This is a genomic window from Devosia sp. CN2-171, assembly GCF_049354815.1.
In the GTDB taxonomy this organism is placed as follows: domain Bacteria; phylum Pseudomonadota; class Alphaproteobacteria; order Rhizobiales; family Devosiaceae; genus Devosia_A.
The window spans coordinates 2,484,742-2,509,303 of record NZ_CP186479.1 but is presented as its reverse complement, the minus strand read 5'-3'; the positions used below and the strand labels follow the sequence as shown (position 1 = coordinate 2,509,303).

General features: G+C 64.2%; 27 protein-coding genes. 21 read left to right on the top strand and 6 right to left on the bottom strand.

Annotated features, from left to right (window positions below; all coding sequences use genetic code 11):
* Positions 1-17 precede the first annotated feature (17 nt).
* Genes ACOYW5_RS12380 through ACOYW5_RS12345 form a run of 8 tightly spaced genes read left to right on the top strand, consistent with a single transcriptional unit; the run spans position 18 to position 6,234 of the window.
* Positions 18-962 carry an ABC transporter permease gene (locus ACOYW5_RS12380; RefSeq protein WP_423065197.1) on the top strand — a complete coding sequence of 315 codons (945 nt, stop codon included), beginning with the start codon at positions 18-20 and terminating at the stop codon, positions 960-962.
* A complete protein-coding gene (locus tag ACOYW5_RS12375) occupies positions 959-1,828 on the top strand; it encodes an ABC transporter permease (protein ID WP_423065196.1) in 870 nt (289 codons plus the stop codon). Before ACOYW5_RS12380 ends, ACOYW5_RS12375 begins: the two co-directional genes overlap by 4 nt.
* A gap of 1 nt (position 1,829) precedes the next feature.
* Complete coding sequence (locus ACOYW5_RS12370) at positions 1,830-3,437, top strand: dipeptide ABC transporter ATP-binding protein (RefSeq protein ID WP_423065195.1); 1,608 nt, start codon at positions 1,830-1,832, stop codon at positions 3,435-3,437.
* Positions 3,430-4,473, top strand: a complete 1,044-nt coding sequence (locus ACOYW5_RS12365) for a putative FMN-dependent luciferase-like monooxygenase (RefSeq protein WP_423065194.1) — start codon at positions 3,430-3,432, stop codon at positions 4,471-4,473. Before ACOYW5_RS12370 ends, ACOYW5_RS12365 begins: the two co-directional genes overlap by 8 nt.
* Positions 4,474-4,494: 21 nt before the next feature.
* Positions 4,495-5,109: a CMD domain protein gene (locus ACOYW5_RS12360; protein ID WP_423065193.1), complete on the top strand. Its 615-nt coding sequence runs from the start codon at positions 4,495-4,497 to the stop codon at positions 5,107-5,109.
* Between the two features lie 11 nt (positions 5,110-5,120).
* Positions 5,121-5,726, top strand: coding sequence for an alkylhydroperoxidase domain protein (locus ACOYW5_RS12355; protein WP_423065192.1), 606 nt, complete (start codon positions 5,121-5,123; stop codon positions 5,724-5,726).
* A 30-nt stretch (positions 5,727-5,756) separates the two neighbouring features.
* A complete protein-coding gene (locus ACOYW5_RS12350; RefSeq protein ID WP_423065191.1) occupies positions 5,757-5,963 on the top strand; it encodes a flavin reductase in 207 nt (68 codons plus the stop codon).
* Between the two features lie 58 nt (positions 5,964-6,021).
* Positions 6,022-6,234 (top strand): flavin reductase family protein, encoded by a 213-nt coding sequence (locus tag ACOYW5_RS12345; RefSeq protein ID WP_423065190.1) that lies wholly within the window; start codon positions 6,022-6,024, stop codon positions 6,232-6,234.
* Between the two features lie 123 nt (positions 6,235-6,357).
* On the opposite strand, the gene groL is transcribed toward ACOYW5_RS12345, so the two are convergent.
* Together groL and groES are read right to left on the bottom strand one after the other, a co-directional pair.
* Positions 6,358-7,983 carry a chaperonin GroEL gene (groL, locus tag ACOYW5_RS12340; RefSeq protein ID WP_423065189.1) on the bottom strand — a complete coding sequence of 542 codons (1,626 nt, stop codon included), beginning with the start codon at positions 7,981-7,983 and terminating at the stop codon, positions 6,358-6,360.
* A 54-nt stretch (positions 7,984-8,037) separates the two neighbouring features.
* Positions 8,038-8,355 carry a co-chaperone GroES gene (groES, locus tag ACOYW5_RS12335; RefSeq protein ID WP_423065188.1) on the bottom strand — a complete coding sequence of 106 codons (318 nt, stop codon included), beginning with the start codon at positions 8,353-8,355 and terminating at the stop codon, positions 8,038-8,040.
* Between the two features lie 196 nt (positions 8,356-8,551).
* Between groES and ACOYW5_RS12330 the strand changes: the two genes are divergently transcribed.
* From ACOYW5_RS12330 to ACOYW5_RS12310, 5 genes are all read left to right on the top strand, one after another.
* Complete coding sequence (locus tag ACOYW5_RS12330; protein WP_423065187.1) at positions 8,552-8,818, top strand: protein usg; 267 nt, start codon at positions 8,552-8,554, stop codon at positions 8,816-8,818.
* 247 nt (positions 8,819-9,065) lie between these two features.
* The gene (locus ACOYW5_RS12325; protein ID WP_423065186.1) at positions 9,066-9,539 is read left to right on the top strand and encodes an Hsp20 family protein; all 474 of its coding nucleotides are present in this window, start codon (positions 9,066-9,068) and stop codon (positions 9,537-9,539) included.
* A 79-nt stretch (positions 9,540-9,618) separates the two neighbouring features.
* On the top strand, positions 9,619-10,149 hold the full coding sequence (locus tag ACOYW5_RS12320) for an Hsp20/alpha crystallin family protein (RefSeq protein WP_423065185.1): 531 nt from the start codon (positions 9,619-9,621) through the stop codon (positions 10,147-10,149).
* 585 nt (positions 10,150-10,734) lie between these two features.
* On the top strand, positions 10,735-11,343 hold the full coding sequence (locus ACOYW5_RS12315) for a DUF982 domain-containing protein (protein WP_423065184.1): 609 nt from the start codon (positions 10,735-10,737) through the stop codon (positions 11,341-11,343).
* A gap of 38 nt (positions 11,344-11,381) precedes the next feature.
* Positions 11,382-11,693 carry a hypothetical protein gene (locus ACOYW5_RS12310; RefSeq protein WP_423065183.1) on the top strand — a complete coding sequence of 104 codons (312 nt, stop codon included), beginning with the start codon at positions 11,382-11,384 and terminating at the stop codon, positions 11,691-11,693.
* A gap of 133 nt (positions 11,694-11,826) precedes the next feature.
* On the opposite strand, the gene ACOYW5_RS12305 is transcribed toward ACOYW5_RS12310, so the two are convergent.
* Positions 11,827-12,786 (bottom strand): AraC family transcriptional regulator, encoded by a 960-nt coding sequence (locus tag ACOYW5_RS12305; RefSeq protein ID WP_423065182.1) that lies wholly within the window; start codon positions 12,784-12,786, stop codon positions 11,827-11,829.
* 98 nt (positions 12,787-12,884) lie between these two features.
* Between ACOYW5_RS12305 and ACOYW5_RS12300 the strand changes: the two genes are divergently transcribed.
* Positions 12,885-13,925: an SDR family oxidoreductase gene (locus tag ACOYW5_RS12300; protein ID WP_423065181.1), complete on the top strand. Its 1,041-nt coding sequence runs from the start codon at positions 12,885-12,887 to the stop codon at positions 13,923-13,925.
* A gap of 166 nt (positions 13,926-14,091) precedes the next feature.
* On the opposite strand, the gene ACOYW5_RS12295 is transcribed toward ACOYW5_RS12300, so the two are convergent.
* The gene (locus ACOYW5_RS12295; protein ID WP_423065180.1) at positions 14,092-14,421 is read right to left on the bottom strand and encodes a nuclear transport factor 2 family protein; all 330 of its coding nucleotides are present in this window, start codon (positions 14,419-14,421) and stop codon (positions 14,092-14,094) included.
* A gap of 141 nt (positions 14,422-14,562) precedes the next feature.
* Between ACOYW5_RS12295 and ACOYW5_RS12290 the strand changes: the two genes are divergently transcribed.
* Positions 14,563-15,471 carry a LysR family transcriptional regulator gene (locus tag ACOYW5_RS12290; protein ID WP_423065179.1) on the top strand — a complete coding sequence of 303 codons (909 nt, stop codon included), beginning with the start codon at positions 14,563-14,565 and terminating at the stop codon, positions 15,469-15,471.
* Between the two features lie 126 nt (positions 15,472-15,597).
* On the opposite strand, the gene ACOYW5_RS12285 is transcribed toward ACOYW5_RS12290, so the two are convergent.
* Complete coding sequence (locus tag ACOYW5_RS12285) at positions 15,598-16,293, bottom strand: alpha-L-fucosidase (protein ID WP_423065178.1); 696 nt, start codon at positions 16,291-16,293, stop codon at positions 15,598-15,600.
* Positions 16,294-16,792: 499 nt separating this feature from the next.
* Between ACOYW5_RS12285 and ACOYW5_RS12280 the strand changes: the two genes are divergently transcribed.
* Positions 16,793-17,467 (top strand): helix-turn-helix domain-containing protein, encoded by a 675-nt coding sequence (locus tag ACOYW5_RS12280; protein WP_423065177.1) that lies wholly within the window; start codon positions 16,793-16,795, stop codon positions 17,465-17,467.
* A 50-nt stretch (positions 17,468-17,517) separates the two neighbouring features.
* Here the strand turns inward: ACOYW5_RS12280 and ACOYW5_RS12275 are convergent, their stop codons facing one another.
* Complete coding sequence (locus ACOYW5_RS12275; protein ID WP_423065176.1) at positions 17,518-18,636, bottom strand: epoxide hydrolase family protein; 1,119 nt, start codon at positions 18,634-18,636, stop codon at positions 17,518-17,520.
* Between the two features lie 417 nt (positions 18,637-19,053).
* Between ACOYW5_RS12275 and ACOYW5_RS12270 the strand changes: the two genes are divergently transcribed.
* From ACOYW5_RS12270 to ACOYW5_RS12250, 5 genes are all read left to right on the top strand, one after another.
* Entirely contained in the window at positions 19,054-19,887 is an 834-nt protein-coding gene (locus ACOYW5_RS12270) for an SMP-30/gluconolactonase/LRE family protein (RefSeq protein ID WP_423065175.1), read from the top strand.
* 118 nt (positions 19,888-20,005) lie between these two features.
* Positions 20,006-21,073 (top strand): substrate-binding domain-containing protein, encoded by a 1,068-nt coding sequence (locus tag ACOYW5_RS12265; protein WP_423065174.1) that lies wholly within the window; start codon positions 20,006-20,008, stop codon positions 21,071-21,073.
* Positions 21,074-21,110: 37 nt separating this feature from the next.
* Complete coding sequence (locus ACOYW5_RS12260; protein ID WP_423065173.1) at positions 21,111-22,613, top strand: sugar ABC transporter ATP-binding protein; 1,503 nt, start codon at positions 21,111-21,113, stop codon at positions 22,611-22,613.
* A complete protein-coding gene (locus tag ACOYW5_RS12255) occupies positions 22,610-23,566 on the top strand; it encodes an ABC transporter permease (protein WP_423065172.1) in 957 nt (318 codons plus the stop codon). Before ACOYW5_RS12260 ends, ACOYW5_RS12255 begins: the two co-directional genes overlap by 4 nt.
* The gene (locus tag ACOYW5_RS12250; protein WP_423065171.1) at positions 23,566-24,525 is read left to right on the top strand and encodes an ABC transporter permease; all 960 of its coding nucleotides are present in this window, start codon (positions 23,566-23,568) and stop codon (positions 24,523-24,525) included. Before ACOYW5_RS12255 ends, ACOYW5_RS12250 begins: the two co-directional genes overlap by 1 nt.
* Positions 24,526-24,562 lie beyond the last annotated feature (37 nt).

Here is a 24,562-nt window from a genome sequence, read left to right as displayed (position 1 = left end):
TCCGCGGAGCTCAGGTCATGTCGCGCTATATTCTGGGCCGCATCGGTCAGGCCCTGCTCGTCCTCTGGATCGCCTTCACCGTCTCGTTCCTGCTGCTGCAGGCGCTGCCCGGTGATGCGATCCTGATCAAGTTTCAGAGCCCCGAGCTTGGCCTCAGCCCAGAGCAGATCGCCGACATGCGCGAAGCCTACGGCGTCGATAGCCCGCTCTGGGCCCAGTACCTGCAGGCGCTCGGTAACTTCCTCACCGGCCAGTTCGGCTACTCTGTCGTCGGCTCGATCCCGGTTGCCCATGAATTGCTGGCCAACCTGCCAGCAACCGCGCGCCTCGCCAGCTTCGGTTTCGCCCTCGCGGTGCTGCTTGCCTTCACCCTCGCCTTCCTCGCAAGCCTCGCGCCCTTCGCCTGGCTGCGGAACGCCATCCAGTCGATCCCCTCGCTCTTCGTCTCCGTCCCGGTCTTCTGGCTCGGCATCATGCTGATCCAGATTTTCTCGTTCCGCCTCAAGTGGATCTCGGTGATCAACCCGGGCGAATGGGAAGGCCTGATCCTCCCCGTCCTTACCCTTGCCGTGCCGATCTCCGCGCCGCTGGCGCAGATCCTGATGCGCAACATCGACGAGGTCTCTACCCAGCCATTCGTCGCCGTCGCCCGCGCCAAAGGTGCCACGCTGAGCTGGGTGCTTTGGAAGCACGTGGCCAAGAACGCCCTGCTCCCCACGCTCACGATCGCCGGCATCCTGTTCGGCGAATTGCTCGCCGGGGCGGTGATCACGGAGACCGTGTTCGGCCTCAACGGCATCGGCGGACTCACCGAGCGCTCGGTCCGCTTCCAGGACACCTCCGTCATTCAGGCCGTGGTCGTGTTCTCGGCCGCCGCCTTCGTCCTCGTGAACCTCGCGGTGGACCTCCTCTATCCAGTCTTCGACCCGCGCCTGCGCAAATCCATCGGAGCGAAAGCATGAGCAGCATCGGCACCGCCCAAACCCTGGTTCCATCCAAGGGCAGCCAGCTTTTTGCCAGCTTCGCCAACCGCGTGCGCAAGCTCGATCTGGGGCTGGTCCTCGCCTGGGCCGCCATCGCGGTTGTGATCCTGTTCGCGACCTTCCCGTGGCTGTTCACCACCTACAACCCGGTCCAAGGCGTGCCGGTTGAAAAGCTGAAGGCGCCCTCGGCGCTGCACATCCTCGGCACCGACGCGCTGGGCCGAGATACCTTTGCCCGCATCGTCTACGGCGCGGTCCATTCGCTGACCGGCGCGTTTGTTGCGGTTTCGGTCGGCCTGACCGTCGGCACTGCACTCGGCGTCATCGCCGGTTCCACCGGCGGCATAATCGAGGAAGCAATCATGCGCCTTGTCGACGTGCTGCTGTCGATCCCCGGCCTGCTGCTGATGCTCTCGATCATTATCCTGCTCGGCTTTGGTACTGTGAACGCCGCCATCGCGGTAGGTATCACCTCCATCGCCGCATTCGCCCGCCTCGCGCGTTCCGAAGTCGTACGGGTCCGGCGCTCGGACTATGTTGAGGCCGCATTCGGCTCGGGCGGCACCTTCTTTGCCGTGCTTTGGCGGCACGTGCTGCCCAACTCACTGGTCTCGGTGTTGGCCTTTGCCGCCCTGCAGTTCGGTGGCGCGATCCTCGCCATCTCCACTCTCGGCTTTCTCGGCTACGGCGCGCCGCCGCCGACCCCGGAATGGGGCCTGCTAATCGCCGAGGGCCGCAACTACATCTCCACCGCCTGGTGGCTCACCACCGCGCCGGGCATCATCGTGGTCATCGTGGTGCTCGCCGCCAACCGCATCAGCCGCTCGCTCGGCAACGGGCGCTAAGATGACCGACATCCCCCTTCTCTCCATCGAGAACCTCTCCGTCGCGTATCGCGAAGGTGACGAGATCACACGGGTGACCCACGAGGTAAGCTTTACCATCGCCCACGGCGAAGTGGTGGCGCTCGTCGGTGAATCCGGCTCGGGCAAGAGCACCACCGCCCAATCGGTGATCGGGCTGTTGCCCGAGAACGGCCGCATCGAGACCGGCAGCATCCGGCTCAACGGCGAAGACATCGCTCATTGGAGCGGCAAGCGCTTTGACGTCATCCGTGGCAAGCACATTAGTCTTATCCCCCAGGATCCGACGTCGTCGCTGAACCCGGTGAAGACCGTCGGCGCCCAAGTCGGCGAGATCCTCCGCATCCATGGCGAACGCGATCGCAAGGCCATCGAGACCCGTGTCATCGAATTGCTCGCACGCGTCGGCCTGACGAACCCCGAGTTGCGCGCAAAACAGTATCCGCACGAACTGTCTGGCGGCATGAAGCAGCGCGTGCTGATCGCCATCGCCATCGCGCTGAAGCCGCAACTGATCATCGCCGACGAGCCCACCAGCGCCCTCGACGTCACCGTGCAGCGCCGCATTCTCGACCTCATCGACGAATTGCGCCGCGAGAGCGGCACCGCCGTGCTGCTGGTCACGCACGACCTTGGCGTCGCGGCCGACCGGGCGGACCGTATCGTTGTGCTTCAGGGCGGCCGCATCCAGGAGACCGGCGACACCGAGCAACTCCTCGCCGCGCCGCGCAGCGCCTATGCCCAGCGCCTGCTCGCCGATGCCCCTTCGCTCGCCACCAACACCTTCCGAGCCCCACCGCCCGCCGGCGAGGACGCGATCATCGTTGACAGCCTCGTCCACGATTTCACCACCGAGGGCCGCAAGAACTTCCGCGCCGTCGACGGCGTGTCCTTCACCGTCCGCCGCGGCACCACTCACGCCATCGTCGGCGAAAGCGGCTCGGGCAAGACCACTACAGTCCGCGACGTCGTCGGCTTCGGCGAGCCCACCGCCGGCGCCATCCACATCGAAGGCACCAACATCGGCGCGCTGAAGGGTGAGGCGCTGCGCAAGTTCCGCCAGACCATCCAGCTCGTCTACCAGAACCCCTTCTCCTCGCTCGACCCGCGCCAGACCGTGTTCGGCATCGTCGAGGAACCGCTGATCAACTTCGGCGAGCGCGACGCTGCAGTCCGAGCCGAGAAGGTCAACGCCCTGCTCGAGCGTGTCAGTCTGCCCGAAGCACTACGCAAACGCCGCCCGCGGGCCCTGTCGGGCGGCCAGCGCCAGCGCGTCGCCATCGCCCGCGCGCTGATTCTCGATCCCAAGGTGCTCGTCCTCGATGAGGCGGTCTCCGCCCTCGACGTCACCGTCCAGGCCCAGATCCTGAAGCTCCTTGACGAGCTGCAGAAGGAGCGCAGCCTCACCTACCTCTTCGTCTCGCACGACCTCGCCGTGGTGCGGCAGATCTCTGATACCGTTTCCGTCCTCCACAACGGCAAGCAGGTCGAGTCCGGCCGGGTAGAGGACGTTTTCCTCCGCCCGCAGAGCGACTACACGCGCGAACTCATCGATGCCATTCCCGGAAAAAGGAGCCACGCTCTTGCCTAGTTCTCACCTTCACAAGCGCCTCGGCTTCTTCACCCGCTTGCTCGAAGACGCCTCGCCCGGCGACCGCTACCGCTTCGCCGTCGAGCAGATCGTCCATGCCGAACAGCACGGCTTCGACAGCGCCTGGGTCGCCCAACACCACTTCCACCGCGACGAAGGCGGCCTGCCCTCCCCACTGGTGCTGCTCTCGCATGTTGCGGCGCTGACCTCGCGCATTCGCCTCGGCACCGGCGTAATCACCCTGCCGCTGGAGAACCCGATCCGCGTCGCTGAAGATGCTGCGGTGCTCGATCTGCTCTCGGGTGGCCGGCTCGAACTCGGCCTCGGTGCTGGTGGCACGCCAGCCTCGTTCACCGCCTTCGGCTACGACGTCGCCGAGCGCAACGACATCTACGCCAAGCACCTCGATATCTTCCGCACCGCCCTCTCGGGCTCGCCCATCGTCGGCGACACAAAGCAGTATCCGCCCGCGCCGCACCTGCTCGAGCGCTTCTGGCAGGCGACCTTCTCGGTCTCGGGCGGCACCCGTGCCGGCAAGGCCGGTGACGGCCTGATGCTATCCCGCACCCAGCCGCGCCCGGCCGATCGGCCCCAGGCCAGTCTGCCGGACATCCAGCATCCGATCATCGACGCCTACTTCGAGCATCTGCCGCGCGAGATCGCACCGCGCATCGTCGCGTCGCGCACCCTGTTCGTCGCCGACAACCGCGAAGAAGCTCGCCGCTACGCCGCCGTCGGCCTGAAGAGGGCCGCGATTGGCCTCGCCAAGGGCGGCCATCGCTTCGACAGCGACGATCTCGACCATCTCATCGGGGCCACCGACACGCATGTCGGTACGGTCGAGGATGTGCTCGACAGCCTCAGCCGCGACACCACTCTGCCGCGCGTCACCGACATCGTCTTCCAGGTCCACTCGGCCGATCCGCCGCATGAGCTCACACTGCGCTCGATCGAGCTGATCGCCAGTGAGGTCGCCCCGCATCTGGGCTGGACCCCATCCGAAAAGCCCGCCCCACGCCTCAGCCTTGTGCGCTGAACGAAGAAGGAGCCAACCACTATGACCATGAAGATCGACGTCATCGACAAGCTCGTCGGCATCGTCCCAGGATCGAGCCTCGACCGCGTCCGCTCCAATCGCCAGCAGGCGCGCGACAACGCCCAGCTCAGCTATGAGGCCCTGTTCGAGCCCAAGTCGCCCGGCACCGTGCTGATCGAAGAGCGCTACGCCATCGCCTACTTCGTTGCCGGCCTCCATCGTGACGAAGCCATCGCTGCATTCTACCGCGAGAGCCTCGGCCACCACGATCGCCCCGGCCTCGTCGGCGCCATCAGCGCGGAAATCCGCCGCGGCGAGACCTCTGGACCCTACGGCAGCTACCCTGCCGGTCCGCTGAGCAGAGAAGACAAGGCTGGCCTCGACTATGTAGCCGATGTCGCCAATCGCGCCGTACTCGGCCGTCTCGCCTCCGCCCTGGCACATGCCCATCTGCTTGTCTTCCGCCCGCGCGATGCGAGCTCGGCCGCGCTGCAGGCCCTGCTGAACGCTGGCTGGTCGACCGACGATATCGTCACCCTCAGCCAGCTCGTCGCCTTCCTCTCCTTCCAGATTCGCGTCGTCACCGGCCTCCGCGCGCTCGCCCAGAGCGAGCAGCAGTCCGTCGCCGCCGAGTAAGGTTCAGAACCATGACCGAAACTGCCATCTCCTATTCTGATCCCAACCGCCCGGTCGCCTTCACCCAGGCCAATATCGGTTGGGCCCCCTGGCTCGAACCGCTGAAGGAAGCGGACCTGACCCCGCGTCACTGGGACGGGCTCACTGAAGCGAGCCGCGCCAAGTCGCCCTATTTCATGCTGCTGGCCCGCGATCCGGACACGCTCCGCGCCCGCACACTTACCGACAAGGACATCTTCTACAACCCCGACGCGGGCCTGCCCCGGGCCGAGCGTGAACTCGCCGCCGCGGCCACCTCGCGCTACAACGGCTGCATCTTCTGCGCCTCCGTCCATGCGCGCTTCGCCTCCACCTATTCCAAGCGCGGCGACGATGTGGACAGGCTCCTCACCGATGGCGTCGAAACCGATCTCGGTCCGCGCTGGAATGCGCTGGTCGAAGCGTCGGTGAAGCTCACCGCCACCCCGTCCGAGTTCGGCCCATCCGAAATCGCCGCGCTCCGCGAGCAAGGTCTCGACGACCTCGCCATCGCCGACCTGGTCCAGGCCGCCGCCTTCTTCAACTGGGCCAACCGTCTGATGCTGTCGATCGGCGAGCCAACGGCAGTCGCGGCCTGAGACGATGTCCGTCGCCGAAGCCATCCCTGCATGCGTCACCTCGCGGCGGCAGTCAGCGTGGTGACCACCGGTCGCGGCGAGCAGCGAACCGGTTTCACCGCGACCTCGGTGACGTCGCTGTCGAGGGAGCCTCCGGCGCTTCTGGTCTGCCTCACCGCCAGTCGTCGGTATCGTCTGTCCTGCTGGACCACGGCGCCTTCTGCCTTAACGTGCTGGCGAGCGACCAGGTGCGTATAGCTGAGCGCTTCACCGGTCGCGACGGCAGTCGCGGCGCGGCGCGCTACCGCGATGCCACATGGGAGGCGATGCCATTGGGGCACTTGGCAACTCAGACTCGCTGGCTTTGATCGATTGCAATCTTGAGGAGGTGATAGAGCGCTACTCTCACACGATCCTGATTGCTCACCCAACCCACGTTCGCATTCGCGAACGGTCGGAGCCGCTGGTCTACTGGCATGGCGCTTATCGTTTGCTTTCAAGCCTCGACGGCGTCCTCAGGCGGGCTTGAACAAGTCCGCATTGGGCCATAAGCGGTCCATTGGGACAGTCTGCTTTGCGCCAAGAGCGGACGTTCGATGTCGCGATGGAGGCACCCTAAGAGAAGGGCCGGTCGATGCCGGCCCTTCATGCATCAGAAATCCATTCCACCCGGCGCGGCCGGCAGCGGAGCTTCCTTCTTTGGCTTTTCCGCGATCATCGCTTCAGTGGTGATCAGCAGGCCCGCGACTGATGCGGCGTCCTCGATGGCGGTGCGCACGACCTTGGCCGGGTCGATGATGCCCCACCTGTAGAGGTCACCATACTCGCCGGTCTGGGCATTCCAGCCGTGGGCGTAGTCCGGTTTCTCCAGCAGCTTGCCCACGATCACCGAGCCGTCTTCGCCGGCATTGAGCGCAATCTGCTTGGCCGGCCACTGGATCGCGCGCCGGACGATATCGACGCCGGTCCGCTGATCGGCGTTGTCAGGCTTGAGCGCTTCGAGCGCCTTTGCCGCACGCAGGAGGGCAACGCCGCCGCCCGGCAGCACGCCTTCTTCCACGGCGGCGCGGGTCGCATGCATCGCATCGTCGACGCGATCCTTCTTCTCCTTGACCTCAACCTCGGTCGAGCCGCCGACGCGGATCACCGCGACGCCGCCGGCCAGCTTGGCCAGCCGCTCTTGCAGCTTCTCGCGGTCATAGTCTGACGTCGTTTCCTCGATTTGCGCCTTGATCTGGGCGACGCGGCCCTGGATGTCGGTCTTGGAGCCGGCGCCATCGACGATGGTGGTGTTCTCCTTCTCGATGGTCACCTTGCGGGCCGTACCGAGCATTTCGAGCGTCACGTTCTCGAGCTTGATGCCCAGGTCCTCGGAGATCACATTGCCCCCGGTCAGGATGGCGATATCCTCGAGCATGGCCTTGCGGCGATCACCGAAGCCCGGCGCCTTCACTGCTGCGATCTTGAGGCCGCCGCGCAGCTTGTTGACGACGAGGGTCGCGAGTGCCTCGCCCTCTACATCCTCAGCGATGATGAGTAGCGGCTTGCCGGTCTGCACGATTGCTTCCAACACCGGCAGCATCGGCTGCAGGTTCGACAGCTTCTTCTCGTGCAGCAGGATGTAGGGATCTTCGAGCTCGACCCGCATCTTCTCGGGGTTGGTTACGAAGTACGGCGAGAGATAGCCGCGGTCGAATTGCATGCCTTCGACGACATCGAGTTCGGTCTCGGCGGTCTTGGCTTCCTCGACGGTGATCACACCCTCGTTGCCCACCTTCTGCATGGCCTCGGCGATCATCTTGCCGATCGCCGTCTCGCCATTGGCCGAGATGGTGCCGACCTGCGCGATCTCTTCGTTCGAGGTGATCTTGCGGGCGTTCTTCTTTAGCTCGTCGACCACGGTCGTCACCGCGAGGTCGATGCCGCGCTTGAGGTCCATCGGATTCATGCCGGCCGCGACGGCCTTGGCGCCTTCCTTGACGATGGCCTGGGCGAGAACAGTTGCGGTGGTTGTGCCGTCACCTGCGAGGTCGTTCTGCTTGCTGGCGACTTCGCGCACCATTTGCGCGCCCATGTTCTCGAACTTGTCGGAGAGTTCGATCTCCTTGGCGACGGTCACGCCGTCTTTGGTGATGCGGGGAGCACCGAAGCTCTTTTCGATCACCACGTTGCGGCCCTTGGGGCCGAGGGTCACCTTCACCGCATCGGCGAGGGTGTCGACGCCCTTCAGCATGCGGTCGCGGGCATCGAGGGAGAACTTGACTTCTTTAGCAGCCATTTGTCGTCACTCCTTGAGACGTAACGAGATTTGACTCTGGTTGGGATTTTGGCCTCAGGCGGCCTTCTTCAGTTCGGCGACGGGCTCGACGACGCCCATGATGTCGCTTTCCTTCATGATCAACAGCTCCTCGCCGTCAATCTTGACTTCTGTGCCGCTCCACTTGCCGAACAGCACCCGGTCGCCGGGCTTGAGTTCGGTCGCGACCAGTTCGCCGCGCTCGTTGCGGGCACCCGGCCCGACGGCGACGACTTCGCCTTCCTGGGGTTTTTCCTTGGCAGTATCGGGGATGATGATGCCCCCGGCGGTCTTCTGCTCCGCGTCGATGCGCTTGACCACGACACGGTCGTGCAAAGGACGGAAATTCGTCAAAGCTTCCTCCATTGAAACGTAACGATGTGAGTGTCGCCCGAACGCGCTCGCGCCCGAGCGAAAATGAGCTAGGAGCGGGTGTTTTTCCCTTCAAGAGGTTCCAATCAGATTTTTTTGAGCACCGCTACCGCCTTGAAATCAAAGCCGTTCAGCAGCAAGCTGAGCGTCGGCAGCTCAACCCCAGGAGGTTCTTCGGATGTCTTCCAGGTCTCACGGTGTGCAGGCCAATGCTGGCTACGGGCTCACCACTGCGCAGATCGTCTATCGGATGCCCGACCACCGATCTCTGTTTCAGGATTTCATCTGGCAGCACTACGACACCTATCCGGAGTTCCCGAAGCTGGTCGGCTTCTTGGCGTTCTGGGAGGAGCAGATCGAGGGCCCGATCCACTCTGTCACAGTCGCTCACGCCCGACTGATCCGCCCGGTCGATTTGCTGGAGATGCAAGGCGCTCGTCATTGATTGGCGGTCGGGCCGGCATAGTAGGGCGGCCTACTGCGTTCTCCGACTTCAGCGCCTGGCCGCGCCTGGCAGGGCGACGCAAACCGTCAGTCCGTAGCCTGGGCGACCGACGGCAATAGTACCCTCTTGAAACTCTCTTGAAGCGTCCTACGTCAATTTCGTCGGTCGCCCATGAGGGGCCGACAGTCCGGGAGGAAGCCTTTCGGGCCACCTCCCATATCCATGTTGCTCAACGGAGAATGTGGCTATGATGACCAACATCGACTTCGCCCCCCTGTTCAGGTCGAGTATTGGCTTCGACCGGGTGTTCGACCTGCTCGAGAACTCGCTCAGGGTTCAAAACACCAGCAACTGGCCGCCCTACGACATCGTCCGCGAGGGCGAGGATGCCTATCGCATCACGATTGCCGTGGCCGGCTTCAGCCAGGATGAGTTGACCTTAACTTACGAGCCGAACCTGCTCGTGGTGAAGGGCAACAAGGCAGAGAACGGTGAGACCAAGTACCTGCATCGGGGGCTCACCAACGGCGCGTTCGAGCGTCGTTTCGAGCTGGCCGACTACGTCGAAGTGGCCGATGCCAGGCTCGAGTACGGCCTGCTCACCGTGTGGCTGAAGCGCGAACTGCCAGAGGCGATGAAACCGCACAAGATTGCGATCGCCTCGGCCGGCCAACCTGTGGCTGAGCCCAAGCAGATCGAGGATCGCAAGCAGGCGGCCTGAACCACCCACAAGCGAAGAAGCACCAGGGCCGGCGCCATCGCGCCGGCCGTCGAGGAGCTTTGTATCGAGGAGATGAACGATGAACGTACGTGATCTCATTCCCTGGGCCCGCAACACCAGCTCGGTCCCGACCAACTACCGGAACGAAACCTTGAGGAACGAGCAGAACCCGTTCCTCCAGTTGCACCGCGAGATGAACCGGCTGTTCGATGACGCCTTCCGCGGCTTCGACACGCAGCTTTCGTCGCTCGGAAATCTGACGCCCTGGAACGCGAACTGGCCAGGTATCGAGATTTCCGAAACCGATAAGGAACTGCGCGTCACCGCCGAGATTCCCGGCGTCGACGAGAAGAATGTCGAGGTGCTGCTCGAGGACGATGTGCTGATCCTTCGAGGCGAAAAGCACTCGGAGACCGAAGACAGGGAGCGCCAGTTCAGCGAGCGCTACTACGGCACCTTCGAACGTCGGCTGCCTCTGGGCGTCGAGGTCGAAGAGAACAAGGTGAGCGCCAACTTCAAGAACGGGGTGCTCACTGTGCTGCTGCCGAAGTCGACAATGGCGCAGTCGAGAACCAAGCGCATCGCCATCAACGGGTCGACCACACACTAAACGAAGGCTGGGCAGGCCACACCTGCCCAGCCAGGCTGTCCAACCTGCCTGGACCGACCAGCGTCCACCGGGAGAAAGTGACTATGAATGTCAGAATCTATTCCACGGACCTGCCGCTTCCCATGAGCGAGGTTCATCCAATCGCAATCATTCCCGATCGACCGGATACTCATTTGCCAGCCCATCCTCAGGGTCTGCCATGGCGCTACTGGGCCAGCACAGACACCCGAGACACGCTGCTGATTCCGCTTCGGGGAGGCGGCCATCGAAGACCATGGCCATTGCGTGATGTATGAGCCGCTCGACCGCCTGCTGTCGCCGTTGCCCCTGAACGGCTTCCGGCATCGAACGTGGATGATCGAGCGATCGGCACCAGGGAAGAAGCCGCAGGGGCCGAATTCCATGCTCGGTCGCCTGGACCGTGCGGCAGCGTGACCAGATGCGCGGGAAGCAATCCTCATCGACCGGCCCATATCGCATCGGCCCGGGCTGCGACGACCTCTTGACGGCCAAAACTCCCAAACCCATCTCGTTGTCGTCGGCGGTAATTGCCGCATCGCTTTGTTCAGACAATCGGAGGAAGTGATGGGACACACACCCTTTTCCAACCCCGTTTTCCTGAGACTTCATCGGACGGGGACTTTCCAGGCACGCAACGCCTGGGAGGCCTGCGAATACCTCGATCTACACTGGCCCGCTGCTCGGACGGCGCACTATCGCCAGGCAAAGGCGCTGTGCCAGTCGGCGATCGATGGAGTTATCGACGCTGAGATCGCCCGTCGAGCCGTGATCGATGCCGCCCAGCGCGCCGGTGTGCTGGCTACGAAGTGGGAAACCGACGGCGAACGCACCAATACCACCAATATCCCGGCAAACGCTGCCTGGCCCATATCGGCTCCGGCCCATGCGGCGCCGGCGGAGGCGGACGACGAAGTCACCGACAGCGATTTCGTCGGTTACTTCCGGGCCACGGACATCCTCAACGATCCGGCCCTCTCCCCGAGCCGGAAGCGGGCGCTGCTTGCTCACTGGGCCTCAGACATCAACGCTGTTGTTGGTGTCCCTGGCTTGCGCTGCGTCAGGGGCGTGACCGTCAGCATCGACAGCATTCTGGAGGCTTTGCGCGAACTCGACCTCGAGGTGGACCAGGCTGCGATGGTTGCCGGCTCCAGTGGGGCGGGCGACCGGTGGTGACAGAGACCCCGCCAGGCGGCGGGGTCCAACTAACGGTGATGACGATGATGCAGATGAATGTCCGGCCTGCATCGGGACAGGCCAACGAGCTACTCTTCGACTGGAAATTGGACGTCGAGCGGTTGGAGCGGGAGGCACGGAGCGCCGTCGAGCGCCGGCAGTCTGACCCATGGGCTCTTGTCGAGGCCGAGTGTTCCCTCGACCTGATTGATGCGGAGATAGCGGCCCTGCGCCTGAAAGGTCGCGAAAGCGCCGCGGCACACAGCCTTGCGCATCTGAGCGGCTGGCGCACCCGCATCGAACGGGCCGTTCGGATGTTGAACTCGGTTCCCGCAGACGAACGACGTTGAACTGTCAGCCGATGCAGTTGCTGAACTGCGGCGGCTCGAGGGCAACGTATGTTCGAGCACGGAGGATCTGCCCGCGTACGGTGTGCGGAAAAGTCCGCCACCCGCCATGTCCGCCTTGCGCCAGGAGCTGCTGTCAAGGCAACGAGGCAATGTCTGGGTCAACCACCGTGGCCCTTGAAAGGTCGGTCTGGAACCGGTGCGCTCTCGGCGAACGGCCAGTGACCCGCTTGAACGCATTGCTGAAGGCGCTCTCTGAGGTATAGCCGAGGGACTGCCCGATGACCGCCACCGGCGTCGTTTCCTCGCGCAGAGCACGTTCCGCCAGATGCATCCGCCACTGTCCGAGATAGGTGAGCGGCGCAGTGCCAACGACCGTGCGGAACTGTAGCGCGAAAGTGGTCCTCGACATGGCGCAGACCTTCGCGAGTTCATCGAGACGCCATGAGCGGGCGGGATCGCCATGCATATGTCGCATGGCCGGCGCAATGCGCGGGTCGCCCAGCGCCCGCAGCCAGCCCGCCGGCATCAGCTCGGGGAGCTTCAGCCGCGCCCGCAGCACTTGGATGAACAGCAGCTGTGCAATCTGCTCCGCCGCCAACTGGCCGCCCGGCTGGTGAGTGGAGCGTTCCTCGACCAGCCGGGCCAGTAGCCATCGAAATGTGGTCGCCTCCTGTGACGCCGCCCGGATGTGAATCCAGGGCGGCAGCACATCGGCCAACAACCGGCCGCTTTGCGGATCGAGCCGCACATGTCCTCCGACGTGCTCGAAGTCGCCGCCATCGCCCAGCATCGCCGTCGACCGACCAGAGCCGGAGAAGACGCTCATGGCGTCCAGTGGCTCGAGTTCGAGATCGCTGGCGAGGACGAATGCCCGCTCTGCCGTCAGCAATCCGACATCCCCTGCGTCAAATCGAGCCGCCTCCGGCCCTCCGTCGACCCGCACCCAGCAGTGGCCGCGCACGACTGCGAAGAACTTGATGCTCTTGGGTGCCGGGAAGCGGATCGCCCACGGTCCGCCTGCGGTGAAACTGCCCGTCGCCAGCATCTCGGCCTTGGTGAACTTGAGGATGTCGGAGAAGGGGTCGGCGCTCATTTCCGTACTATCGCGCAAGTAAACTGCATTCTCAAGCATTCATCGTATGGCCAGATCGATCTAGAACCCGCATCTGGTCGACAACGCGAGGAACGAACATGTCCGACGAATTGGTATTGGTTACTGGCGGCACCGGTTTCATCGCGCAACACTGCATCCTGGCACTGCTCAAAGCCGGCTACCGCGTCCGCACCACGGTTCGCAACCTCGGCCGCGAGGCCGAAGTCCGCGCCAACCTCAAGGTCGGCGGCGCCGAACCCGGCGACCGTCTCGCTTTGGTCGTTGCCGACCTTGCCGCCGACAAGGGCTGGGCCGAAGCCGTGGCCGGCAGCACCTATGTGCTGCACGGCGCGTCACCCACGCCTTCGGGCGACCAGGTGCGCGAGGAAGACTGGGTCCGCCCCGCGGTGGACGGCAACCTGCGCGTTCTGCGCGCCGCCCGCGACGCCGGGGTCAGGCGGGTAGTGCTCACCTCTGCCATCGGTGCCATCGCCGTCGGTCACCCGCCGCTCAACCGTCCTTTCGACGAGACCGACTGGAGTGACCTTTCCGGCAAGGTCAGGCCCGTCGCGCCCTACCAGAAGTCGAAGACCATCGCCGAGCGCGAGGCCTGGGCATTCATCGAGCGCGAAGGACGCGGCCTCGAACTGGCGGCCGTGAACCCGGTGGCAGTGCTCGGCCCAGCGCTCGGCCCCGACTATTCCCACTCGATCCGCATCATCACCAATCTCATGAACGGCCAGCCGGGCTGCCCAAAGATCAACTCGGGCTATGTCGACGTCAGGGATGTGGCAGACCTGCACCTGCGGGCGATGACCGATCCGCGCGCCAGCGGGCAGCGTTACATCGCCATTGCTGGCCACAGCCTGTGGATGGTCGATGTGGCGCGGATTCTGAAACGCCGCATGGGGTCTGCCGCCAGCCGGGTTTCGACAGTCGTGCTGCCTAACTGGGTGGTCAGATGGGTCGCGCGCCGGAATCCAGTGATGCGCAACATGGTTCCTTTACTTGGCATCAGCCTCGACGCGACCAGCAAGAAGGCGGAGGAAGAGCTGCGCTGGAGTCCTCGCTCGGCCGAGGAAGCGATAGTGGCGACCGCAGAAAGTCTGGCTCGCCTTGGCCTGCTGCACAAAGCCTGATCGGCGTGCAGGCATGCACTCGAGTCTGCCATGCGCTAGCAGTTGCCATCGATTAGGTTACGCGCCGTCGTCAGTACACGCGCACCGGGCTCCCGGGAGAGCGCCACGGTTGCGACACCCGTACCTGTGATCAGCGCCCGCCGTCCCTCCAATGAGAGAAACGGCGTCATACCGTGATCTCCAGCTCAGCGATCTTGGCGTCCGCGAGGACGAAGAAGTACCGCAGATCGACCGGACTGCCGGGGAAGTCGCCGATGAGGTGGCTCGTCACAAGCGTCCTGCCATTCTCGGTCGCCATGAAGAAGGGCTCCACGGTGTAGCTATACTTCTGGGTGGACCCCGCCTTCCACTTGCGGATGGCGTCGAGACCCACATGGGTCCTTCCTTCATCCTTGACGACCCCGTTTTCCGCGAAGGTCGCGGCGACGGCATCGGGGCCGCCATTCCGATCGGCGGCAAAGTAGTCCTCGATGCTCTTGGGCAGTTTGATAGACATTTGAGTTCTCCCGCTTTGTGTTCAGCCTGCCGGCTGCGTTGCCCGACCCCGATTCAGGGCCGGCACCCCGCAAACTTAAGTCTGGACGATTGCCGCGATAACTAGGACAAAGAGGGACGAGGAGTTACGAAAACCGGGACAATGACACGATCCGTCCTTGCCGATCTGGATGCCGTTCTCAGCATCGCCCGTCGCGGTTCTTTTCGCGCTGGCGCACTTGAGCTCGGCATGTCTACGACGGCGCTAAGCAATGCCGTTGCCAAGCTGGAGCAGCGACTGGGTGTTCGCCTGTTCAACCGCACAACGCGCAGCGTTTCGCTTACCGATGCCGGAAGGGCCTTTGTGGAGCGGGTGGGTCCGGCGATGACGGACATCCATGACGCCATGCTGGCCGCGCAGTCGCTGCAGGAGACGCCAACGGGCACCTTGCGCATCAACGCCTTTGCATCGGCGGCGCGGGAAGTGATGGCCCCCCTCGTCCTGTCGTTCCTGCGGCGCTACCCGCAGGTGCATATCGATCTGGTCACGGAGGGGCGGCTGGTCGACATCGTCGCCGCCGGGTTCGACATGGGCCTGAGGCCGGCGGACCTTGTTCCGAGCGACATGATCGCCGTTTCGCTTGGACTGCCGCGCCGTAACGCGGTCGTCGCTTCGCCGGATTTCCTGCGCACGCACGGGCGCCCTGTCGTTCCGACCGACTTATACCGATTTCGCTGTATTCGGGCGCGTCTACCGAACAACGCCTTGTTCCGCTGGCGCTTCGAGAAGGAAGGGACCGCCGTGCAAATCGATGTCCAGGGATCCATCACCCTCGATGAGCCGAGCCTGGTCAGGATTGCCGCGCAGAGCGGGATTGGTCTTGGATACGTGATGGAGGCGGACGTGCGCGAGGACATCTCTGAGGGCCGGCTCGTGCGCGTTCTCGCTGACTGGACTCCGCCGCTGGCGCCACTCTCGCTCTATTACCCGGGCAGGAAAAACCCATCCGCAGCCTTCAGTGCCTTTGTGCAGGCCGCGAGAGAGTTCGCCACCGCGAACGGCGGCAATTGATCTAGGTCCGCTTTGCGTCAGAAGCAGTAGCCGACTTTGTCCCGACTTTGGCATGGGTTGGGTAGCGTCACCATGCCGCCACCGTCACACCTCCTGATAGGCACTGCGAGTTCGGCCGCTTCCGGTCTAAGGGCCGTCCACGAGACCTGCGCCCGCGATGCGCAAAGCCGTCCCGAACTCGTGAATGGCCCCATCCGGCAGTTCGAGATGAAGCCCCCTGGCGTCGCGCGAAAAGGCCAAAGGGGCAGCGCTGCCGACGACCTCGACGCGGTCAACGCGGGCGTCGCCGAATTGGCCGCCGTCGGCGAGGGAGGTGATGGTCATTGTGCCCGCAGATGCGCCTAGTGTTGTGGCGAACAGATCGCCGGACTTGGTGGTGAAGCGAATGTCCCGAGGCGTGAAGGGCCTGGCGGCAGATTCGCCGAACATGCCAGAGACGACCTCGGTCGGGCCTTCGCCGAACAGGCGCCAGGGGCGGGTTCCGTGGATGGCATTGCCGAAGCGCTCCATCCAATCCCCAACTGCGGTGACGATGGCACGCTCATCCGAATCGATCGTACCGTCACCCCTGACTGGAATACTGAGCAGCAGGTTGCCGTTCTTCGCGACGACGTCGCAGAGCCGGTGGATGACGGCGTCAGCCTTCATGTAGCCCTTCCGCTCGAAGACCTGCCGGTTGTAGTGCCACTCGCCGATGCAGGTGTCTGTCTGCCAGACATGCGGCACGATCTCCGCCCGATAGCCGCGCTCGACATCCTCGACCAGTGCGCCTTGCCGCAACAAGCTGGCAACCGCCCTCGCCAACAAGCTCGCCCATCGCATGGAGCGTGCTGAGCACCGGCAAGGCCTTCGACCCCCACAAGCTCGTCCTCGAGGCCGTATAGCCGTCGATCTCGCCACCAGTTCGCGACTGAGCAAATGCATGGAACGGATCGATGGCCGCGCCCCTGGCCCTAGTGGTCCAAATGGCTGTTCTGCCGCCTGTCCGGCCAAGACGGGTGCGTATACCCATCAAGGCCACGGCCCGCCTGCCGCTCAAACAGGCAGGATACAATCAGGGGCTTCCGCTATCCACGCACGAACTCACTTGCGATCAGCAGCCGGTCCATACATTCGGGCCTATAGCGGAAGTCGATGACAAGACATGAGGGGGTGGTATCCGGTGGCTACTTGCCGGCACAAAGCGGCCTGATACAACTACCCGCCTGTCAGGGGAACGCCCCGTCAATCAGTCCCTGACGGCTCATGCGCCTGTCCTGACGAGTTTTCGACAACCGCCTTCTTTAGGCAGAGGTCCAAACGCCGAGCAATTCAAGCGACCATGACCCAGAAACACACGCAGCGCGCTTCCTCCCACCCCTGGATCGACACCGTATGGCAGACGGTTTGCCTCGGGGACGGCATCTACAAGGCGACCCCTGACGGGTCGTGGGACCTGATCCTCAGCGTTTCACCGGAGGGTGAGCCGCTGGTTTTTCTCAGTGGCCAAGCCACCGAGCCGGTGGAGGTTCCGTACCTTGCGGGCGAGCACTCGGTGGTCGTTTCCTTTGCGGCGCACGTCTATCTGGCGACCGAGAACGAGGTGCGGACAGGCGCGGCGGTCCGCTTTCTGCCGGTGAGAGGCGATCGCTTCGATCTCGACGGTGCCGACCTGCCGCTGCCCACCTTCGAGGATGCAGAGGCGCTGGTCGACCAGATGATCCGTGCCGGGCTTCTGAAATCGGACGATCTCGTCGCCAAGGCCTTCTCGGACAATCCCAAGGCTGCGTCGAAGCGCTCGGTCCAGCAGCATTTCAAGCGAACCACCGGCATCACGCAGAAGGATTTTCAGATGATCCGCCGGGCGCAGGAGGCGGTGCGGCGCTTGAAGCGCGGCGAACGGCCGGCGGGGGTAGCCGCCGATCTCGGCTATACCGATCAGCCGCACATGATCAAATCGATCAAGACCATCATGGGCCACCTGCCGTCCAACCTGGAGCTGGTCCACAAGCTTTGAGCGCCGGGCGGATGCCGCCCGGCGCTCCTTGGTAACGCTTGCCGATGCGATCAGCTCTTGAGGAGCGCCGCGAACTCGCGGAGGTCGCGGGCGAAGAACTCGGGATCCTCCCAGGCCGCGAAGTGCCCGGCCGTCTCCATGTCGTGGAACTGCACCACGTTGCCGCCTGTCTGGCGATCGGCCCATTCGCGCGGCAGGCGCACGCCACCCGGGATGGGAGCCTCGGTCGCCACCGCAACCGGCACGCCGGTGTTCGTGCCCTTGATGGTCGGCGGCTGCATCGCGTTCTCGCTGTAGATCCGGAACGATGACGCTGCCGTCTCGGTCAGCCAGTAGATCATGATGTTGGTGATCAGCTCGTCGCGACCGAACCGTGCGTCCACCTCGTCGCCGACGCCCATTCCGGCCATGAAGCTCAGGATCCACGCCGCGAGGCCCACCGGCGAGTCGTTCATCGCGAAGGCCAGGCTCTGCGGCTTGGTCGCATGTATTAGGTTGAAGGCGCCGTGGGTGAAGAACCACTGCTGGATCGCGCCGGCATAGGCCTGCTCCGGCGGGGTCAGGACCGAGAAGTCCGTGGTGTGGTCCGGATAGCCGACATCGGTCACGTGGTAGCCGAGCAGCACCTCGGGATGACGCTGGGACAGCGACATCGAAATGATGGACCCGCCATCACCGCCGGCTGCGATGAACTTCTCGTACCCCAGAGTCTTGGTCATCAGGTCGGCGAAGAGATCGGCGACCTGATCCATCGCCAGTGCCGTCCTGCCCGAAAAACCGGTGCCGGGAATGGAGGGCACGACGACATGGAAGTCCTTGGACAGGGCTTCGATCACGCCGTGGTAGCGGTAGAACGAGTCCGGCCAGCCATGCAGCAAGAGGAGCGGAACCGCGTTCGGGTTCGTCGAGGGCCGGTGGACGAAATGGAGATCGACGCCATCGAGGTTGATCTTGAAGTTGCCGAGCGCATTGATGCTCGCCTCGGCCTTTCGCCAGTCGTAGCCGTTGATCCAGTAATCGGTCAGCCGCTTGAGGTAGTCGACGTTGGTCCCGATGCTCCAGCCTGCGTCGGCCGGCTGGTCGGGCCAGCGGGTGTGCTGGAGCCGATACTTGAGGTCGGCAAGCTGGGACTCGGGAATGGCGATTTCGAAAGCTGCGGGGTTGGTCATGGCAGAAGTCTCCTGTGAAAGGGCGGATTTGCCGGAAAAGCCAGCGAACAGAGCGGAGGCGGCAAGGGCCTTGGAAAACTGACGGCGATTCATCTCTCATCTCCGTGCGTTGTTGATGGGATGAGGGTAGGGGGACGGGGCGCGAGGAGATTGTAAAAATGCGAAAATCGCGGACCGGCACCAACAGCCGCTGACGCGACTGGTCGATGTCCGTTCACCTCTGAAGGCCGGTCTTTTCGGAGATGTCTCGCAGCGTAGGCGGCGCGGATGCGGCACTGGGATAATCGCAGGCTTGACGCCCCCCTTTCGGCGAACGACCCTCGCGCGTGGGCTTGAGGGGGCGCTGTCGTGATTGGGGATTTGGTCGCGCTGGATGAACGGTTCAGGGTTCTGGTGCCTGAACTCGCATCGATCCGGATGCTGCACGATCAGGGGACCTTCACCGAAGGGCCGGTATGGTTTGCCGACCTCCAGTTGCTCCTCTGGAGCGATATCCCGAACAACCGCCTGCTGCGCTGGACACCGGACGGGCAGGGCGGAGTGTTCCGCGAGAACTCCCGCCACGCCAACGGCAACGCCCGCGACCGCGAGGGGCGCCTCGTCACGTGCGAGCATAGCGGCCGGCGCGTCACCCGCACCGAGGCCGATGGCCGGATCACGGTGATCGCCGATGCCTACGCGGGCCGGAAGCTCAACTCGCCCAACGACGTGGTGGTGAAGTCCGACGGCTCGATCTGGTTCACCGATCCGGAATACGGCCTGCGGGTCAACGTCCCGGGTGGCGCCCGCGAACAGGCGCGGGAGAACGTCTACCGCGTCGACCCGGCAACCGGCGCCGTGGCTGTGGCGGTCGATGATTTCGACAAGCCCAATGGCCTCGCCTTCTCGCCCGATGAATTGCTGCTCTATGTCGCCGATTCCGCGGTGACCGATGGACCGGGGCGGAACTCCCATATCCGGCGTTTCCGGGTCGATGGCGGCGGCAGGCTCTCGGGTGGCGAGGTCTTTGCCGCGACGGCCGGCATTCCGGATGGCATGCGGGTCGATACCGATGGCAATCTCTGGGCCAGCGCCGGCAAGAAGATCGATATCTACGCTCCCGACGGCACCCTGATCGGTCAGGTCAGCGACTTCCCGATGGATGTGACGAACCTCACCTTCGGCGGCGTGCAGGGCGACGAAATCTTCGTCACCGGCGGGCAATTCCTCTTCTCGGTCAAGGTCAACGCGCGGGGCGCCCAGCGGCCCTGAACGGTCGTCGCAAGTCCGAGATCCTGTGCACTATCTTCCAGCGGTGCAATGTGAACGCCAAACTTGGTCCCCACCCCTACGGTGCTGTCGTGCCAAAGTGCACGAGGGAGGATTCACTATGGGACTCAAGTTCGCGCAGAGGGCGATACTCGCCGGCTGCCTGGTCGCCGCGGCCTGCGTTGCGCCCGCCGCGGCGCAGGACAAGAAATACACCATCTACCTGAGCAACGGCCTGATCGGGAACGACTGGCTGCAGCAGATGCAGCGTTCGGCCGAAGTGGCCGTGACGAAGGCGCCACTGGCGGGCCGCGTCGACCTGCATATCGAGACGGTCGAGAACTCGGCCCAGGCGCAGATCAACTCGCTCAACAACATCGTTGCGGCCAAGCCCGATGCGATCCTCGTCCACGCCGCTTCGTTCGATGCGCTCAATCCGACGATCGAAGCCGCATGCGCCGCCGGCATCGTCGTCATCAGCTTCAGCGCGGTGGTGAGCGCGCCGTGCCCCTATAAGCTCAACACCAACTGGGACACGATCAACCACGACATCCCGACCTGGCTCGCCAATGTGCTCGGCGGCAAGGGCAAGATCATCGTCGACCGCGGCTTGCCAGGCTCGCCGATCTCGGAAGCTTCCAACAAGGAAATCGAGCGCGTCATGGCGCAGTTTCCGGACATCGAGATTGTGGGCTGGTACACGTCCAATTACGCGCTGGGTGACGAGCAGGCCGGTGTCGCCTCCCTGCTTGCCGCGAACCCCCAGATCGACGGCATCTTGACTGCCGGCTATGGCACCGGCGCCATCCAGGCACTGAAGGACGCCGGCCGGCCGCTCGTTCCGATCGTGGCGTTCTCCTATAATGGGACCGCGACCGCATGCGTCACCGAGACCGAGCCCGGGCTCAAGTGCTTCATCTACACACACCCGCCCTATCTCAGTGCCGAGGCGATCAAGCTCGCCGTTGACGTCCTCGATGGACATCCGCCCGCGTCCAAAACCACGCTGGGCGACTACCCGCGCCTGACCACTGATATCGTTGCGGGTGACTTCTCGCCGGGAGCCGATATCCGCAAGCTCGAGATCGGCGTGAATGTGTTCCCCGAACTGCCGCCCGGGCTGGTGTTGCCCGCGAGCCCCGACTGGGTGAACATCACCGCCGACGAAGCCGCCGGTACCGGCGGCTGACGCCAGGGACCGCTCATCCAGGGGGGAGATCGACGTCGTGGCATTGCTGGAAGCGGTTGGGGTCAGCAAGCGCTATGGCGGCATTCTTGCCCTGAACAAGATGCACTTCGCCGCAAACGCCGGCGAAGTGCGTGCCATTCTGGGCGAAAATGGCGCCGGGAAATCGACCTTCATCCAGATTCTCGCGGGTGCGGTCGCCGCTGACGAAGGCGAGCTGAAACTCTCGGGCGCCGCCTACCGCGCACGTGACCCGCGCCAGGCGCGCCGTGCGGGCATCAGTCCGGTGTTCCAGGAGCTTTCCCTGATCCCCGAACTGACCGTGGCAGAAAACATCTTCTTCGGCGACGAACAACTCTCGGCGCTCGGAACCATTTCGCAACGCGATCTCAACGAGAAGGCAGCCGCGCTCTTTGCCGCGCTCGGCCTCGCCACGATCACCCCCAACGTGCCGGTACGGACGCTCTCGATCGGGGACCGGCAGCTCATTGAGATCGTCAAGGGCCTGTCGAGCGATCCCACCATCCTCATCCTCGACGAAGCAACCTCTGCGCTTCTACCCAAGGAGGTCGACTGGCTGCTCGGCAAGGCGCGGGAGCGCGCCGCTTCGGGTAAGCTCGTCCTCTACATCTCGCATCGCATGGATGAGGTCCGGCGCGTTGCCGACCGAGTCACGGTCTTGCGCAACGGCGAAACCGTGGGGACTGAGACGACCACGGACCTGACGGACGGGGACATCGTTTCCATGATGCTCGGACGCAGGCTCGACCGGCTCTTCCCTGAGCGCAAGCCGACCGCCACCGGGCAGATCGCGCTCAAGGTCACGGATTTGAAGGTCGGTCATATCTTGCGCGGCGTGAGCTTTGACATGCGCGAAGGCGAAGTGCTGGGTGTGGCCGGTCTCCAGGGGCATGGCCAGCGCGAATTGTTCATGGCGCTGTTCGGCGCCGAGCGGGCCGAGGGCCGGATTGAGATCTGGGGGAAACCGGTGACGATCCGCAGCCCCGGCCATGCGCTGTCGCCGGAAATCGGCATGGCGCTGTTGCCCGAGGACAGGCGCGACCAGGGCATCCTGCTTGGCAAACCTGTGCGTGAGAACATCGTTCTGTCGGCGCTCAAACGCGTCGTTAGGCGCGGACTGGTCGACACACGGGCCGAGCGCAAGCTGGTCGAGGAGGCGATGGCATTGCTGCAGATCAAGGCCGACTCGATGGAGCAGCTCGCGGGCACGCTGTCGGGCGGCAACCAGCAGAAGGTCGTGCTGGCCAAACTGCTCGCGACCGAAGCCAGGATTCTGCTCTTCTTCGACCCCACGCGCGGCGTCGATGTCGGCACCAAGGCGGAGATCTTTTCACTGATGCGCAGCCTCGCGGCACGTGGCTTCGCCATCCTGTTCTTCTCAACCGACCTGGCCGAACTCGCCAATGTCGCCGACCGCACGCTCGTCATGAGCTACGGCGCGATCGCGGCGACGCTGCAAGGGGAGACGATGACCGAGGGAGCTATCCTCAGCGCCACCCTCTCGCAGGGATCCGCCGCGTGAGCGCCGCTGTCGCGCTGGTGCGCCGTCATATGTGGCTGCCGCCGCTGATCGTTCTAATCCTCCTGGGTGCGGCCATCGGCATCATGCGGCCGAGCACGTTTGCGATGGACCAGATCAACATCAAGGTCGCCGCCGCGATGACTCTGATCCTGATCTCGACGGGCCAAACCATTGTCGTGACGCGCGGCGGTATTGACCTGTCGGTCGGCGGTATCCTCAGCCTCACCACCGCGATCTGTGCGACACGCGGCGATCCCGGCGCCGTCGAGTCCATCTTCTGGATCGCCTTCGTTCTCGGGCTGGGCGCGGCGATCGGTGTGCTGAACGGGGTGATCATTACACTTGGCAAGCTCCAGCCCTTCGTCGTGACGCTCGCCACCTGGTCGATCCTCGAAGGCTGCGCACTGACCGTCTTGCCGGCCGAAAACAGCGGTGTTCCGGAGAGCTGGGTCGCTGTAGAACATGTGCTGGTCGGCGATGTCGGCGTGCCGATCATGTTGCTCGGGGTGTTGTTTGCGCTGTGGGCGTGGTTCAGCCGCACGCGCGTCTACAACACGATCCGTGCCGCTGGCTCGAACGAGCGCAGCGCCTACCTCAACCGCGTCTCGGTGCTCGCCACCAATGCTTGGGCTTATGGGCTGTCCGGCTTCTTCGCCGCGACCGCCGGCCTTTATTTCAGTACCCAGACGGGCGCCGGTAGTCCAACCGTCGGCACGCAATATGTCCTGCCGGCCATCGCCGCCGTAGTGATTGGCGGCACGAGCCTGATGGGTGGGCGCGGCTCGCTGATGGGCACGATCGTCGGAGCGTTCATTCTGACGCTGATCGGCGATGTGGTGTTCCTGCTCAAGCTCCAGAGTTACTGGCAGTGGGTGATGTCCGGCTGCATCCTGATGCTGGTCGTCATCCTCACCGCTCTCACTGAGTCACGCTCGAACCGAGGGGGAGGGTGATGAAGTTCCGGCTGGCGGCTCCGAGCCCGATCCTTCTCGCCTACGCCGCGGCGCTCCTCCTGTTTGCGCTGGTGAGTCTTTATTCCCCTGGCTTTGCCAATCCCGCGCATGTAGCGACCCTCATCACCGCCGCTGCGTTCATCGGCATTGTCGCGATCGGGCAGACGATCGTCATCGTCGGCGGCGGCATTGACCTGAGCGTTCCATGGATCATGAACAGCGCTGCCATACTGGTGACCGCGCTCGCCCATGGCCAGAACTGGCCGCTGCTCTGGATCGTGCCGCTTGTCCTGCTCTGCGGTTGCGCGGTGGGCGCGGTCAATGGCATCGGTATTGCGCTCCTGCGCGTGCCACCGATCGTCATGACCATGTCGGTCAACGTGATCACCCAGGGCCTGCTGCTCATCTGGACGCGCGGCTTTCCGCCGCCGCTCGCTCCGCCAGCGCTGACCTTCGTCGCCGCCGGCAAGCTCGGCCCTGTCCCCGTCATGCTTCTTGTGTGGGTCGCGCTGGCAGCGCTCGTCGTTGTGGTCGAACGGCGCACCGCCTTCGGACGATATCTCTATGCGATGGGCAGCAGCCGTTCGGTGGCGACGCTTTCGGGTGTCCCGGTGGTGCGTACCACCATTACCGCCTATGCGGTCAGCGGCCTCACTGCCGCGCTCGCGGGAATTCTCCTCGCCGGCTACAGCCGGCAGGCCTATCTCGGCATGGGCGACCCGTATCTGTTCACCTCGATCGCCGCGGTCGCCATCGGCGGCGTCTCGATCCTGGGCGGCACGGGCTCCTATCTGGGGACCATAGCCGGAGCGCTGGTGCTGACCATCCTCACTGGCGTGCTGCCGATCTTCCGGCTCGACGCCGGAGCGCTCAGGATCATTTACGGACTGGTCATCCTCGTCACGGTCTTCATCGCAGCGCCACCGCTGCGCGAGCTGTTCCGCCGGCGAGGCCGATGATGTGCACGATTTTCCAGCGGCGCTTAGGGAACGTCGC

Bases quoted from the DNA above. Each gene is read 5' to 3' on its own strand.
- ACOYW5_RS12275 (WP_423065176.1), bottom strand. From the start codon at position 18,636: ATGACCAACCCCGCAGCTTTCGAAATCGCCATTCCCGAGTCCCAGCTT.
- ACOYW5_RS12285 (WP_423065178.1), bottom strand. From the start codon at position 16,293: ATGCGATGGGCGAGCTTGTTGGCGAGGGCGGTTGCCAGCTTGTTGCGG.
- ACOYW5_RS12315 (WP_423065184.1), top strand. From the start codon at position 10,735: ATGGGACACACACCCTTTTCCAACCCCGTTTTCCTGAGACTTCATCGG.
- ACOYW5_RS12295 (WP_423065180.1), bottom strand. From the start codon at position 14,421: ATGTCTATCAAACTGCCCAAGAGCATCGAGGACTACTTTGCCGCCGAT.
- ACOYW5_RS12250 (WP_423065171.1), top strand. From the start codon at position 23,566: ATGAAGTTCCGGCTGGCGGCTCCGAGCCCGATCCTTCTCGCCTACGCC.
- groL (WP_423065189.1), bottom strand. From the start codon at position 7,983: ATGGCTGCTAAAGAAGTCAAGTTCTCCCTCGATGCCCGCGACCGCATG.
- ACOYW5_RS12290 (WP_423065179.1), top strand. From the start codon at position 14,563: ATGACACGATCCGTCCTTGCCGATCTGGATGCCGTTCTCAGCATCGCC.
- ACOYW5_RS12355 (WP_423065192.1), top strand. From the start codon at position 5,121: ATGACCGAAACTGCCATCTCCTATTCTGATCCCAACCGCCCGGTCGCC.
- ACOYW5_RS12325 (WP_423065186.1), top strand. From the start codon at position 9,066: ATGATGACCAACATCGACTTCGCCCCCCTGTTCAGGTCGAGTATTGGC.
- ACOYW5_RS12380 (WP_423065197.1), top strand. From the start codon at position 18: ATGTCGCGCTATATTCTGGGCCGCATCGGTCAGGCCCTGCTCGTCCTC.
- ACOYW5_RS12265 (WP_423065174.1), top strand. From the start codon at position 20,006: ATGGGACTCAAGTTCGCGCAGAGGGCGATACTCGCCGGCTGCCTGGTC.
- ACOYW5_RS12320 (WP_423065185.1), top strand. From the start codon at position 9,619: ATGAACGTACGTGATCTCATTCCCTGGGCCCGCAACACCAGCTCGGTC.
- ACOYW5_RS12375 (WP_423065196.1), top strand. From the start codon at position 959: ATGAGCAGCATCGGCACCGCCCAAACCCTGGTTCCATCCAAGGGCAGC.
- ACOYW5_RS12330 (WP_423065187.1), top strand. From the start codon at position 8,552: ATGTCTTCCAGGTCTCACGGTGTGCAGGCCAATGCTGGCTACGGGCTC.
- ACOYW5_RS12350 (WP_423065191.1), top strand. From the start codon at position 5,757: ATGCGTCACCTCGCGGCGGCAGTCAGCGTGGTGACCACCGGTCGCGGC.
- ACOYW5_RS12300 (WP_423065181.1), top strand. From the start codon at position 12,885: ATGTCCGACGAATTGGTATTGGTTACTGGCGGCACCGGTTTCATCGCG.
- ACOYW5_RS12305 (WP_423065182.1), bottom strand. From the start codon at position 12,786: ATGAGCGCCGACCCCTTCTCCGACATCCTCAAGTTCACCAAGGCCGAG.
- ACOYW5_RS12270 (WP_423065175.1), top strand. From the start codon at position 19,054: ATGCTGCACGATCAGGGGACCTTCACCGAAGGGCCGGTATGGTTTGCC.
- ACOYW5_RS12310 (WP_423065183.1), top strand. From the start codon at position 11,382: ATGACGATGATGCAGATGAATGTCCGGCCTGCATCGGGACAGGCCAAC.
- ACOYW5_RS12370 (WP_423065195.1), top strand. From the start codon at position 1,830: ATGACCGACATCCCCCTTCTCTCCATCGAGAACCTCTCCGTCGCGTAT.
- ACOYW5_RS12280 (WP_423065177.1), top strand. From the start codon at position 16,793: ATGACCCAGAAACACACGCAGCGCGCTTCCTCCCACCCCTGGATCGAC.
- ACOYW5_RS12360 (WP_423065193.1), top strand. From the start codon at position 4,495: ATGACCATGAAGATCGACGTCATCGACAAGCTCGTCGGCATCGTCCCA.
- ACOYW5_RS12345 (WP_423065190.1), top strand. From the start codon at position 6,022: ATGGGAGGCGATGCCATTGGGGCACTTGGCAACTCAGACTCGCTGGCT.